The sequence below is a fragment of the Nocardia sp. NBC_01327 genome (assembly GCF_035958815.1).
Taxonomy (GTDB): domain Bacteria; phylum Actinomycetota; class Actinomycetes; order Mycobacteriales; family Mycobacteriaceae; genus Nocardia.
Map to the genome: position 1 here is coordinate 7555523 of NZ_CP108383.1, position 13509 is coordinate 7569031.

The following is a 13509-nucleotide window of genomic DNA, read 5'->3' on the forward strand; positions in this document are numbered from 1 at the left end:
AGTATTGCGGCGAGAGTGGCGGGCCTGTGCGCCTGTTCGTGCGCGTCAGTAGCGACTCTATGTAGGCGCCGAGGTGCTCGTAGGTGATGGCCGGCGCGCTGGCCGGCAGCTCGTTCGAAACGAGGTAGTAGATGAGGTAGCCGATGTGAACCAGATAGCCGTCAATGGTGGTCTTACTGCGGCTCTAACGGCGCGGCCCAGTGGCGAAGTCGTCCTTCAGTTCCCGGAGATCATCCAGGTCGAGTGTCCTCATACGGGCCGTATTTTACGCGCAGAATCCATGGCTCGACGTGCTTTGTGCTTGATCGACCTGGCGGCACTCGATCAGATCCGCGCAGTTCAAAGGGTATAAGTGGGGCGGGCGGGGCTCGAACCCGCGACCAATGGATTATGAGTCCACGGCTCTAACCGACTGAGCTACCGCCCCTGACCGCGGCGGTGTGCTGCGGGCCTCGCGATGCTACCGCGAGGGTTGGGGGGATGCCTAGTGGACCCCCGGGTTTCTACGGTGTCGTAGGTTGGGGTGCGGAAGACCCCCGGCGGGGATGGCGCCGGGGGTCTTTCGTTGCGGTGGCTCGGCCCGAATCGGGCGGGGCGGGGCGGGTTTCGGTTATTGGGCGAAGCGGTCGGCGATCTTGTTGAGCTCGAGCTGGTAGTAGAGGATGCCGAGGCCGAAGACGAAGTTCAGGAGGAAGCCGAGGACCGGGTTGCAGGTGCCCTGCAGGCCCGCCGCCTCCTGGGATTCCTTGATGCGGGTGCCGGTGCGCCAGAAGCTGATGATGGCGGCGATTCCGGTCCAGGACAGGAAGATCATCACCAGGAGCGGGCCGGCCACGGGCGCGTCCGGGTCGCGGCGGAGTTCCGCCATCTCCTTGTGAATCTTGTAGTACCAGACCAGGAAGTAGATGCCGAGCGTGATGAGCGGCCAGACGAGCCACACCAGCACGGCATTGCGGTTCTTGATCGGGGAGGCCACGAGGGCAGTGTTCATTTCTTCGATCCTGTTGTTGTCGACCGGAATTGGAGGCTCCGGCAGCGCGAGCAAGGCCACCGTATCGGCGGCTTCATGATCAGATCGTGAACCGCATAGGCTGGCGTTAACCGCGCAACAGGAGGAACCATGGCGAATCTGTTCGTGAACGTGCTTCGAGGCCACCAATGGCTGTACGAGAACACCGGCGGGCTCGTCGGGCACCGGCTGCTCTTCGGCAATCCGACGCTGCTGCTGCGGACGGTCGGCCGCAAGACCGGGCAGCCGCGCACCTCGGCGCTGACCTATGCCAAGGACGGCAAGGACTACCTGGTGACCGCCTCCAATGGCGGCTCCTCGAAGCCGCCGGGCTGGCTGGCGAATGTGAAGGCCGCCCCGGAGGTCGAGATCCAGGTCGGCACCACCAAGATCCAGGTGACGGCACACCCCACCTATCCGGATGATCCGGACTACGCGCGGCGATTCGCGCTGGTCGACAAGGTCAACGGAGGCCGGTACGCGGAGTATCAGAAGAAGACGTCCCGGCCGATCGCGGTGGTCGTACTCAGCCCGCGTTGACCCCGGATTGCCGCGCCGGGTGACCACGCACACGGCGCGGCTTGTTGGACAGGTGAGTTAAGGGTCGGTTATCCTCTGCGTCGAGGGGAGTACTTCCCAAGAATCATTCCGGTCAGTACGGATTGCGCCATCGCGATCCCCGGGTGGTTGCCCGAGGACACGGGTGAAGGAGACCTCAGGCGGTTTTTCCTGCCCGAGGAGGTCCTGAATGAGTCCCGAACTTTCACTATTCGCAAGTCCCGCGGTAATCCACACCATCGGCACACCGTGGTTGTGGGGCGGCACCATCGCCGTCGTCCTGGCCCTGCTGGTCATGGACTTCGCGATCACCCGCCGCCCGCACGAAGTGTCCATGCGCGAGGCCATCGGCTGGACCGTCTTCTATATCGCCCTGCCGATCGCGTTCGGCATCTTCCTGTGGGCCGGCCACGGCTCCACCACCGGCATGGAATTCTTCACCGGATATCTGCTGGAGAAGTCGCTGTCGGTCGACAACCTCTTCGTCTTCATGCTGCTGCTGTCGGCCTTCGCGGTCCCGGCGGCGCTGGCGCAGCGAGTCCTGCTGTACGGCATCGCCGGAGCGCTGGTCCTGCGCGGCATCTTCATCGCGCTGGGCGCCGCGGCCCTGGCCACACTGGATTGGGCGTTCCTGCTGTTCGGCCTGATCCTGCTGGTCACCGCCGTGAAGCTGCTGGCCGACGCGGCCGGCGGGCACGAGCAGGAGGTCGACGTATCGTCGATGAAGTCGGTCAAGCTGATGCGCCGGTTCATGCCCGTCACCGACGACTATCAGGGCACCCGCATGACCGTCCGACAGGCCGGTCGCCGCGCACTCACCCCGCTCGCCCTGGTGGTGGCCGCGGTCATGGCCACCGACCTCGTCTTCGCCGTCGACTCCGTCCCCGCGGTCTACGGCGTCACCGGTGACCCGTTCCTGGTGTTCGCCACCAACGCCTTCGCGCTACTCGGTTTGCGCGCACTGTATTTCGTGCTGCACGCCGCGCTGTCGCGACTGGTGCACCTGGCCTACGGCCTGGCCGCCATTCTCGCCTTCATCGGCGTGAAGCTGGTGCTGCACTGGGCGCACGGCATCTGGAGCGGCGTACCCCAGATCCCCACCGCCACCTCACTGGTGTTCATCGTGGTGGTGCTGGCGACGGTCACCTTCACCAGCCTGCGCGCAACCCGCGGAGAACAGCGGCATGCGGGCGAGGAGCCCACTGTCGTACCGTGAATCATGGTGCTGCAACGCTTCCGGCGTCCACGGCTGGATGAACTGAATCGAGTCGTGGACGCCCTGGAACTCCCGGAGGCTGTGTACAAGACCTGCCCCTGGCAGCCCCGGGAACTCGTGGAAACCGGTCTGCGGCAATGGTTGCGCTGCTGCGGAGCCGCCATGCGGGACGATCAGGTGATCGGTATGCCTTCTCATGCGGTGGACGAAGCGTGGCACGGGCTCATCCTCTGCACCCTGCGGTACGCGCGATTCTGCGACGCGGCGTACGGGCGATTCCTGCACCATTTCCCGGAGGGTGAGGGCTCCCGCGGTACGAACGCGGACTCGATGGCGGATCAGCTCGGGCGCACCGTGGTGGCCTGGTCCATGGTGGCGCGCCGTGGTGAGCGGTGTGTGCTGTGGAATCTGGATACGGTTGCAGGAGTGGATAACCCGTGGGGCATCCCGCCCGAGCGGGTGGCAGCCATCGAGCAGGCACAGCCGGCCCACGACTGAACCGAGCTGCCGGACGGCGGCTCAGTTACCGCCACCGCCACCACCCCCGCAGCCCCCGCCACCGCAACCACTGCCGCCACCGCACCCGCCGCCACCACAGCCACTACCCCCGCCGCACCCGCTATGGCCCCCGCCGCACCCGTGCCCGCCGTGGCTGTGCCCGCCGTGGCTGTGCCCGCCGCCGGATCCCCCGTAGTAACCGCCGGAACTGGAGGATCCGCCCGAATCTCCGTAAGAACCGCTGCCCCAGCGCCTTCGGTTCCTGCGCCGCCCTGCTTGGCGATCCATCCGAATGAACACCGCCAGTACCGCGATCAAGAACGCGCCCATCACCACTATCCCGGTCATCAGCTCTCGCCCTCCCCTGCCGAACGGCAATCGTCGTGCTATAGCCGAAAGCTACCGGCCCCCCGATCGCTTCGACAGCCCCCTCAATTCGGGGAATCCCCCCTGGTGTGAACCACGTTTGCGCTGGGTACGAATCTCCCGCGCCACGGCAGCGACGACCGCGCGGCCACGGCGGCGATGCCCGCACCCCGGCAGCACCCCGTGCACACTCGCGAGCCAGGACAGAGATGGGTGTGCCCCCTGCGGATATTCGCAGGGGGCACATGCTTACTCAGTAGTCCGCGCGGCTACGTCAGCTTCACCCGCGCCGCGAAAAAGCGGGCGACGGTCGGCGCGAAGCGGTTGAACCGGTACTGCAACCACGCCTCGGGCGTCACCGGCACGATGTCACGTCCCTGTTCGACAGCCTTGACGATCTGCGCCGCGACCTTCTCCGGCCCGTAGCGGCGCGCCGCGTAGAGCTTGTCGAAGCGCTCCTGCTTGGCTGCCTCCTCCTCGGCGGAAACGCCCGAGAAGCGGGTGGTGGCAACGATATTGGTGTGCACGATGCCGGGGCAGATGGTGTGCACGCCGATGTTCTTGCCCGCCAGTTCGGCGCGCAGGCAGTCGGAGAACATGAAGACAGCGGACTTGCTGGTGGAGTACGCCGAGAAACCACGCTGCGGGGTGTACGCCGCCATGCTGGAGAGATTCACGATATGGCCGCCGAGCCCGCGCTCGGCCATGGCTTTGCCGAACGCCCGGCAGCCGTTGATCACGCCGTGCAGGTTGATATTGAGCACCCGATCGAATTCGGCTGCGGGAGTGTCGAAGAAGTCTCCCGCCTGCCCGATCCCCGCATTGTTGATGAGGATGTCCGGCACCCCGTGCGCGGCGATCACCGTGGCAGCGTGCTCATCGACGGCCGCCGCGGAGGACACGTCCAGCTGGTACGCATGCGCCGTACCACCTTCGCGGGCAATGAGTTCCGCGGTCTCCTTGGCGGAGTCGAGGTTGATGTCCGACAGCACCACCTCGGCGCCGCCGCGCGCGAAGGCGAGCGCCGTCTCGCGCCCGATGCCACTGCCGCCGCCGGTGATGACCAGCAGCTGATCCTCGAAAGCCCTTTTCTCCCTGCCGACTTCGGCACGCCGCAGCGTGCGCGGGGTATCCCCGGTGCGCAGCGAATCGATGAGTTCGGCGGTGGAGGTGGCCAGCAGCTCGGGATGCGAGAACGGCAGCCAGTGCCCGCCGCCGACCTCACGCCGGTACAGGTTGGGCGCGTACTCCTTGGTGTCGGCATATCCGGCCGGCCGCACCGCCACATCGCGGCGAGCGATGATGAGCTGCACCGGAACCTCGGTGCGGCGATCCCGCGGACCGGCCATGCGCTGCACGATATTCGCCCGGTAGATGCGCATCCCGTCGAAGAAGTCGCGCCGGAACTCGGGCCCGAATTTGATGTTCTCCGGCGAGGTGTCGTTCATCAGCCCGACAAACCGCGACCACACCTTCTCGGTGCCCAGCGGCCGCAGCACCACCTTCGGCAGCCCGGGCGTCATGAACAACCCGGTGTAGGCCGAGGACAGCAGCTGGGTGAACGGGCCCCACACCTTGCCGCGCGAGAGATCGGCACGCACCCAGGCGCCCATATGATCCAGGTTCGGCCCGGACACCGAGGTGAAAGACGCTACGCGCGTGGCGGCTTCGGGCTCGCACACCGCCTCCCACATCTCCACCGAACCCCAGTCGTGCGCCAGGATGTGCACCGGCTTATCGGGGCTCACCGCCTCGGCGACGGCGAAGAAATCGGCGGCGAAATGCTCGAGCCGGTAGTCCTCGGTGCGGTCGGTACGCGTGGAGCGACCGTGTCCGCGGGTGTCATAGGTGACCACGTGGAAGCGGTCGGCCAGCAGCGGCACCACCCGATCCCACAGGTGATTGTCATCGGGCCAACCATGCACAAGCACAACGGTTTCAGCGGACGGCTCACCGTATTCGTAGACGGCGATATCGAATTCACCACTGCGCACGATGCGCTCGTCGGCAGCGATGACTGGCGTTTGATCGGTCACGATCTTCTCCTGAGAGGGTGTCACAGGTCCAGGACCAAACGGTCACCGGCGCAACGGGATACACAGATGAGCATGTCGCCGGCGGCCCGTTCGCCGTCGGTGAGCACGGTGTCGCGATGGTCGACGTCACCGGCGAGCGTATTGACCCGGCAGGTGCGGCAGAAACCCTGCCGGCACGAATACGGGCTGTCGGGGCGGACTTTCAGCACCTCTTCGAGCACCGACTTGTCGGCGGGAATGTCGATGACCTCGCCGGTGCGCGCGAGCTGCACCTGGAAAGCGGTGCCGTTCACCACCGGCGGCGGCGAGAAGCGCTCGGAATACAGTTCCACGCCCGGCATATCGCGCACCGAATCGGCGATGGCCTGCGTCATGACCACGGGTCCGCAGCAGTAGACGGACGTATCGGTCCCGACACCGGCCAGCAGTTCGGCGGCGGTGGGTATGCCGTGCTCGTCATCGGTGCGGACGGTGACGCGATGCCCGAAGGATTCCACCTCCGACAGGAACGGAATGGTGTCGCGACTGCGCCCGGCGTACACCATGGTCCAGTCCACGCCGAGCCGATGCGCCATGCGCACCATCGGCAGGATCGGGGTGATGCCGATACCGCCCGCCACGAAATGCACTCGCGCGGCAGAGGATCCATATCCGGGCAGTACGAAGGGGAACGCATTGCGCGGCCCGCGCACCGTCACCAGAGTGCCCACGGTCAGCGAATCGTGCACCTCGAGCGATCCGCCGCCGCCATTCGGTATGCGGCGCACCGCGATTCGATAGGCGTGCCGATCCGCCGGATCACCGCACAGCGAGTACTGCCGCACCCGCCCCGACGGCAGTTCCAGATCCAGGTGCGCACCCGGCCGCCATTCGGGCAGCGCCCGCCCGTCGGCCGCGGTGAACATGAGGCTGATGACATCGGTGTCGTGCGCTTCGACCCGGCGCTGCACCAGCACCAGCGGCAGCCGCCGATCATCGACCCGCGCGGGCGGTTCGTGCCGGTTCACCAGGGTGGTCCAGCGCAGCCGCGTCTCCGCGATGGCATCGAGCACGCGGGTGGCGCGGTCGGAACGCCCCTTCCCGTACAGGTCGAGCGGCGGCTGCGCGGGAACCGGTCGGCTCCCGCTCACGAGGCCATGGCTCGGGCAGCCGGCGACTGCGCGAGATAGGCGATGGCCTGCGCGCTCGAACCCACGGGCTCGGGGGTGTACCCGGGCTTGAAGGTCGACAGGGCACTGATCAGCAGCGACGGAATGCCGGGTACCGCACCCCGCCACATCGAGGCGAAGATGCGGGCGACCAGCACCGGGTACCGGTGATTGGGCAGCGACGGATCCTGATGCACCAGATACTTGGTGCCGCGCAGCAGCAGTGCGATGAAGATCGGGAAGACGATCAGCATGAGCGCACCACGCCGCAGATATCCGACCCCGAAGTACTCGGCCACATCGTGCGCGACCATGCGGTGTTCGACCTCTTCGGCCCCGTGCCAGCGGAACAGATCCAGCATCTGCGGATCGGCGTCGAACTTCTCCAGATCGGCATTGAGCACCCAGTCACCGAGGAAGGCGAAGAAGTGCTCGAGCGTGGCGATGACGCCGAGCCGCTCCACCAGCACCTGCTGCTGGGCGGCGGCGGAACCCATCTCACGGTGGCCGAGGGTCTTGCGGAACAGGTATTCCGCCTGTCGCACATACGGTTCCACATCGATGCCGTGCGTCGCGAGCACCTCTTCGAGGGCGCCGTTATGGCTCTCGGCGTGCATGGATTCCTGGCCGATGAAGCCGATCATGGCCTCGCGCAGCTTCTCGTCCCGGACGAGTTCGAGCGCTTCCCCGTAGGTCACCAGGAACATGCGCTCACCCTCAGGCAGCAGCATGCTGAGGGCGTTCAGTACATGGGAGGCGATCGGTTCGGCGGTCATCCACACCGGGGCGGTATTGGACCAGTCGAAGTGCACGTTGCGGGCGTGCAGGGCTACCTCACCGGGTTCGGTCACCGGCCGGCGGCCCAGTTTCGGAAGTAGCTTCATCGATACTCCTGGTGTCGAGTTCTTGACAGCGTTGTCGGTGACCCGGGTGAGCAGACCCACAGTCGCCTGTTGCTTCGTGAGCGTAGCAATATTCTACGCGTACATGAAACCCACGGTTACAGCTAAAACGCGAACAAGTCGAGAACGGCCCCGCTGCACAGTGCGTCAGCGGGGCCGGGCGGCTTTCGAGAAGGTCAGTGGGAGCGCGTCAGCTGTCGACGTGCACGTGCGGCCGCTGCGACCGGCGGGGCACGGCCCGGCGCAGGATCTCCCGCGTCACCGGAGCGACCTCACCCTCGCCGAAGAACATGAACCGCATGAGGTTGGTCAGCGGATTGCCCTCGGTCCATTCGAAATACACGTGCGGCGGAGCGCCGGTGCGATCTCGAATGGCCAGCAGGATGGCGGCAATACAGTTCGGCACGGCCGCGGCCTCGACCGAAAGAATGTGGTACTGGTCCACATCCACCTCGGTCACCAGCAATTCGGTGCTGAACTCCGAGGGGTCCCGGACGATGACCTCGAGGAAGAGGATCGGCTCCTCGGCGGGAATATGGCTCTCGCGCCGCTGATCGGCTTCCTTCTCCGCGTACTCCTCGGGCTCCCGATTGTCGATATCGTGCGTGACGATGCGGACCTCGCCGCGCGCGGCGAGATCGTCGATCATCTGCCCGGCCTTCTCGTCGAAGGTCACGTGCACGGCCCGCAGTTCGAAGGCCCGGCGGAAGCGGGAAGCGAAGGACACCACCAGGATCGCCAGAATGAACAGCAGCGCCAGCTGCGCGCCCTCGGGCTTCTCGATCACATTGTCGATGGTGGTGTAGACGAAGATCGCCGACACCACACCGAACGCGAACACCCGCGAACGCTGCTTCTTGCGCGCCGCCGACAGCGTCACCGCGACCGCCGCGGAGGTGATGAGCACCAGCACACCGGTCGCGTACGCCGCGCCCTGCGCATCGACGCTGGCATTGAAATACCAGGTGATGCCGAACGACACCGCCGCGAAAACCAGGACCAGCGGCCGAATCTGGCGCGCCCACTCCGGCGCCATGCCGAAGCGCGGCAGATAGCGCGGCACCAGATTCAGCAGGCCCGCCATGGCGGAGGCGCCGGCGAACCACAGGATGGCGATGGTGCTGATGTCGTAGACGGTGCCGAAGCCATTGCCCAGATACTGATGCGCCAGATACGCCAGCGCGCGGCCGTTGGCCGGTCCGCCGTCCTTGAACGCATCCTCCGGAATCAGGATGGTGGTGATGAAGCTGGTGATGATGAGGAAGCCGCTCATGATGAACGCGGCCGTGGTCAGCAGTTTGCGCGCGCCGACAATGCGCATGCGGGGGAATTCCTCGGTGTCCTCCGGGCAGCCCTTGATCTGCGGCATGACCGCCACGCCGGTCTCGAATCCCGAAAGACCAAGTGCCAGTTTCGGAAACACCAGCAGCGCGACGCCGATCATGGCTATCGGACTGCCGTGCTGCGCGGTGAGCGCATGCGTCCAGTCGGTGACCATGGACCCGTGCTCGGCCACCTTGACGATGCCGACCACCGACACCACCACGTTCAGCGCCAGATACACCCCGACCAGGACGACCGCGATGCTGATGGCCTCACTGAAGCCCTTGAGGAACACCGCCGCCAGCAGCGCGAGCAGCACCAGCGTGATGATCATGTTCTGGTCGTGCAGGAAACCCGGAACGTTCGGGTTCTCGACAATGTGCGCCGCACCGTCAGCCGCCGAGAGCGTCATGGTGATGGTGAAGTCGGTGGCCGCGAAGCCCAGCAGCACCAGAATCAGGATCTTGCCCCACCAATTGGGCAGGAAATTGGCGAGCATGGCGATCGAGCCGCCGCCGTGCGGACTCTCCTTGGCCACGCGCCGATAGACCGGCAGCGCGCCGAGCAGTGTGAGCGCCACCAGAACCAGGGTCGCCAGCGGCGAGAGCACGCCCGCGGCCAGCGCCGCGATACCGGGCTGATATCCGAGCGTCGAGAAGTAGTCGACACCGGTCAGGCACATCACCTTCCACCAGGAATGCTGATGTTCCTTGGGCGGGCGTTTGGTCATGGGCCCGGGTAGCTGGGAGTGCTGCTCCCCCGCGTCCTCGAGCAGCCAGGCCGCGAATCGCGAGCGTGGCTGTACGTCGGTCGTGGTCAACAGAGTCCTCCCCGGAACCCATGTGTCCGGTTTCCCGGAGTCTGCAATGACCTGGTCAATGTACTCACGACATAAACGACATATTTACACCCCGCGCCGTGAGTCGCGTAGACCGTTGTGCTAGCCGATGTACGCCGTGATCGCGTCCGCGAGGGAAGCCGCCAATCGGGCACGCCCGTCCGGGGATTCGAGCATGGCGATATCACCCGAATCGCGCATATTGCCGCACTCGACCAGCGCGGCCGGGACCGTCGCGAAATTCAGTCCGGCCAGGTCCGCCCGCGGGTCCAGGCCATGGGAGCCGACATAGTTGGATTCGGTGAAGCCCTTGCCGTCCAGACCGTCGCGCAGCGCGGTGGCCAGCCGGATCGACGGATCGCCCTGCGCGTCATTGACCGCCGGCGAGGAGTAGGCGACATGGAACCCGTGGTCGCCCTCGGGAGCGCCGTCGGCGTGAATGGAGACCACCGCCGCCGCACCGACCCGATTGCCGAGCGTGCCGCGCTCGTCCACACACGGCCCCCAGCCGGTGTCGTTATCGCGGCTCATGACCACCTGGATGCCGCGCGCGGTCAGCAGATCCCGGACCTGCTGCGCCACAACCCAGTTGAATTCGTGCTCGCTGTACCCGTCATTGGCATTGGTGCCGGTGGTGTTGCAGGGCTTCATACCGCCGCGCCCGTCCGGAACCTGGGCATTGATCTCATCGGGATGCGCACCGCCGCCGCCATTGTGGCCCGGATCCAGAACCACGATCCGGCCGGCGATCGGGAAGACCGGCAGCGCGGGCCAATCCAGGGCCGGACGGTGCTGCACGGGGGTCGGCACGGCGGCGGATCCCGTTCCCCCCGCCGCGATCAGTAGTGCACCGCAGAGGGCCGCCAGCGATTTCCAGTGTCGGTTGCGCACCCGGCTCACCCTACGGGCCGAATGGCCCACCGGTAAGTCACTCTTCGAGCTTGCGCAGCAGATCCGCGAGTGTGCGCAGTTCCGCAGGGGTGAGGGCGGCGACGGGCGGTGGCGCGGGATCGGGCGTGGCGAGCACCTCCGCGACCGCCTCCTGCCCGGCCCGGGTCAGCGATACCAGTTTGCAGCGCCGATTGGTCGGATCGATTTCGCGCACGACCAGACCGCGTTCCTCCAGATCGTTCACCGCGACCGTGGCCGCGGGCGCGTCCAGGGTGGCGGCGTAGGCGACCTGCTTGACGGACATCGGCCCGGCGGCCAGGCGCCGCAGTACTCGAATTCGACTGAACGGCAGTCCCGTTCGCTCGATCACCGCCCGCCGGTACGCGTCGCGGCTGTCCATCACCAGATGGGTGAGCTGTCGCCACACCTGGTCCGGGGTGGGGGTGTCATCCGGCATGAGCGGGGACCTTCTGTTCGAGCAGCGGGGCGACGCGATCACGGGTCCGGTATGCCCACGAGGTGTTCGCGGCGACTCCCAGCATAGGGATGGTGACGGCAAACATGGCGATCGTCCACCACAGCCCCGAACCGGTGAGCGCACCACACAGTGCCACACCGAGACTCACGCCGACCTGACGACTGGTGGAGGCCACCGCGGCCGCGGCCCCGGCGCGATCGAGCGGCATACCGCTCACCGCGGCCGTGGTGATGGGTGCGTTGACCATGCCGAAACCAATGCCGAACAGCGCGAACATAATGATCAGCTGCCACACCGGGGTGTCCGGCGCGAGCCGGGTCAGGCCGATCGCGGCGACGGTCATGAAGGCGCCGGCCGCCAGCAGCGAGGGCCGGGTGCCGTACCGGCCGACCAGCCGGCCCGACAGCGGCGAGAAGATGAGCATGCCCACTGCCATAGGCAGGTACAGCAGACCGGTGTGCACGGCCGAAAAGCCCCGCACCCCTTGCAGATACAGCGAGACGTCGAACAGGAACGCACCCAGCGCGGCGAAGGCGGCGACCGCGATGACGGTGGCCGAGGTGAACGGGAAACTGCGGAAGAAGCGCAGATCGATGAAGGGTGACGGGTGCCGCGACTCGTGCCAGATGAAGCCGACGAGCGCCACGGCCGTCACGGCGAACATGACCGGCTTCTTCTCGATGAGACCGAACACCAGCGTGAACATGATGGTGATGGCCAAAGCCTGTCCGACCCAGTCCATTCCGCGGTACTTGGCCGACTTCGATTCCGGCACGAAGAGTGTGGTCAGCACGAGCGCGATCGCGACGATTGGCAGATTGACCCAGAACACCGATTGCCAGCCCAGCGAATCGATGAGCACCCCGCCGACCAGCGGGCCCATGGCCGTGGAAATGCCGACCACGGCGCCCCAGACGCCCACGGCGCGAGCACGTTCCATGCGCCCGGTGAAGACGGTGGTGATGATCGACATGGCGACCGGGTTCAGCATGGAACCGCCGACGGCCTGCAGAAACCGTGCGCCGATGAGGAAATCGATACTGGGCGCCAGGCTGCACAGCAGCGAGCCCACGGCGAAGGTGATGAGACCGATCCGGAAGATCCGCTTGCGGCCGAAGCGGTCGGCGGCCGCGCCCGAGAGCATGAGCAGGCTGGCCAGGGTCAGGGTGTAGACGTCCACGATCCACTGCAGCCGGTTGAGCCCCGCGCCGAGATCGTCCCGAATGGTGGGGATGGCGACATTCACGATGGTCGCGTCCATCGACGAGATCAGCAGGCTGAGACAGCAGGTGACCAAGATCAGCGTCTTACGCTGCTTGCTGAGTTCCCCGACAGTTGTAATCACACAACGATTGTGAAACTAAAACTATCCAGCCGCAACCCCGGAATCACGTGCAACAGCTCACGCCCCGGCGCCGGCAGCATGTCGTCGAGCATTGTGTTCACCGCCCCGAGCACATCCTCGGTCTGCTGCTCGGGCGTGCCGTAGGTGTGGGCGGTGACGGCGAAGCCCGGGCCGAACGAGGCCGACGACACCTCCGGCACCCCCGAATCCGACCAACCCCACTTGGTGCCCTGCACCCGGGGCAGGCGAGCGGTGCCCCAGTCCTGCCGGGTGCCGTCCGCGGCGACCTCGCCGGGCTCGCGCATCCAGGCGAGGATGGGGCTGTCCGGATCCGACCGCAGTTTGGCCACCAGGAATTCCGACACATCGGCGGTGCTCGTCGAGGAGTTGCCCCATTCGGCGGCGCCGTGCGTCGCGGTGAGCCCGTACTCGGCGGCGATCTCATCGATGGCATGCGGATATTTCGCGTCGACGGCATCCGCTGCGGCATTGTCGGAGTAGCGAATCATGCGCTCCCCCAGGTCTTTATCGCCCGCGGACGCGTCGCCGTGGCGCAGCGCGTAATCGATCAGGTAGAGCTTGGCCAGCGACAGCGCACTGACGCTCTCCGTCTCATTGGCCGTACCCCACGCCAATCCCGGCACCACCGAGCGCACGGAGATCGCGGTGCGGGAGGGAACCTGCACCGGCGCCGGGACCGGCACGCTCGGCTCGGCCGCCGCGGTGGGCACCACGCAGAGGCATGCGACCACGCCGACCAATCCTGCTAAGAAGCCCAGCCCTGCCGTATAGCCCAGCCCTGCCAAATAGCGCAGCCCTGTCCAATAGCGCACAGCTACCTCCGGGTCGAGCCCCGCCCGGCTCCCAGCTTGCCCGCCGATTCGGGCGGGAGCTGGGAGAA

General features: G+C 66.3%; 12 protein-coding genes and 1 tRNA gene. 3 read left to right on the plus strand and 10 right to left on the minus strand.

Going from position 1 to position 13509, the window contains the following annotated elements; all coding sequences use genetic code 11:
• Positions 1 to 353: 353 nt before the first annotated feature.
• A tRNA-Ile gene (locus tag OG326_RS34940) sits at positions 354 to 427 on the minus strand.
• A gap of 183 nt (positions 428 to 610) precedes the next feature.
• Positions 611 to 991: a DUF4234 domain-containing protein gene (locus OG326_RS34945; protein WP_327141389.1), complete on the minus strand. Its 381-nt coding sequence runs from the start codon at positions 989 to 991 to the stop codon at positions 611 to 613.
• Positions 992 to 1120: 129 nt separating this feature from the next.
• On the opposite strand from OG326_RS34945, the gene OG326_RS34950 reads away from it, so the two are divergent.
• The 3 genes from OG326_RS34950 (at position 1121) to OG326_RS34960 (ending at position 3281) form a co-directional block, all read left to right on the plus strand.
• Positions 1121 to 1549, plus strand: coding sequence for a nitroreductase family deazaflavin-dependent oxidoreductase (locus OG326_RS34950; RefSeq protein ID WP_327141390.1), 429 nt, complete (start codon positions 1121 to 1123; stop codon positions 1547 to 1549).
• Positions 1550 to 1757: 208 nt separating this feature from the next.
• Positions 1758 to 2783: a TerC/Alx family metal homeostasis membrane protein gene (locus tag OG326_RS34955; RefSeq protein WP_327141391.1), complete on the plus strand. Its 1026-nt coding sequence runs from the start codon at positions 1758 to 1760 to the stop codon at positions 2781 to 2783.
• Between the two features lie 3 nt (positions 2784 to 2786).
• A complete protein-coding gene (locus tag OG326_RS34960) occupies positions 2787 to 3281 on the plus strand; it encodes a hypothetical protein (protein ID WP_327141392.1) in 495 nt (164 codons plus the stop codon).
• 635 nt (positions 3282 to 3916) lie between these two features.
• Here the strand turns inward: OG326_RS34960 and OG326_RS34965 are convergent.
• The 8 genes from OG326_RS34965 to OG326_RS35000 form a co-directional block, all read right to left on the minus strand.
• Positions 3917 to 5683 carry an SDR family oxidoreductase gene (locus tag OG326_RS34965; protein ID WP_327141393.1) on the minus strand — a complete coding sequence of 589 codons (1767 nt, stop codon included), beginning with the start codon at positions 5681 to 5683 and terminating at the stop codon, positions 3917 to 3919.
• A gap of 20 nt (positions 5684 to 5703) precedes the next feature.
• Positions 5704 to 6813, minus strand: coding sequence for a PDR/VanB family oxidoreductase (locus OG326_RS34970; RefSeq protein WP_327141394.1), 1110 nt, complete (start codon positions 6811 to 6813; stop codon positions 5704 to 5706).
• Positions 6810 to 7715: a metal-dependent hydrolase gene (locus tag OG326_RS34975; RefSeq protein WP_327141395.1), complete on the minus strand. Its 906-nt coding sequence runs from the start codon at positions 7713 to 7715 to the stop codon at positions 6810 to 6812. Before OG326_RS34975 ends, OG326_RS34970 begins: the two co-directional genes overlap by 4 nt.
• 208 nt (positions 7716 to 7923) lie before the next feature.
• Positions 7924 to 9786, minus strand: coding sequence for an amino acid transporter (locus tag OG326_RS34980; protein ID WP_327146673.1), 1863 nt, complete (start codon positions 9784 to 9786; stop codon positions 7924 to 7926).
• Between the two features lie 210 nt (positions 9787 to 9996).
• The gene (locus tag OG326_RS34985; RefSeq protein ID WP_327141396.1) at positions 9997 to 10785 is read right to left on the minus strand and encodes an N-acetylmuramoyl-L-alanine amidase; all 789 of its coding nucleotides are present in this window, start codon (positions 10783 to 10785) and stop codon (positions 9997 to 9999) included.
• A 37-nt stretch (positions 10786 to 10822) separates the two neighbouring features.
• Positions 10823 to 11242 carry a MarR family winged helix-turn-helix transcriptional regulator gene (locus OG326_RS34990; RefSeq protein ID WP_327141397.1) on the minus strand — a complete coding sequence of 140 codons (420 nt, stop codon included), beginning with the start codon at positions 11240 to 11242 and terminating at the stop codon, positions 10823 to 10825.
• On the minus strand, positions 11232 to 12608 hold the full coding sequence (locus OG326_RS34995; protein ID WP_327141398.1) for an MFS transporter: 1377 nt from the start codon (positions 12606 to 12608) through the stop codon (positions 11232 to 11234). The genes OG326_RS34990 and OG326_RS34995 overlap by 11 nt, the downstream gene beginning before the upstream one ends.
• Positions 12605 to 13441, minus strand: coding sequence for a hypothetical protein (locus OG326_RS35000; protein WP_327141399.1), 837 nt, complete (start codon positions 13439 to 13441; stop codon positions 12605 to 12607). The genes OG326_RS34995 and OG326_RS35000 overlap by 4 nt, the downstream gene beginning before the upstream one ends.
• Positions 13442 to 13509: the final 68 nt, after the last annotated feature.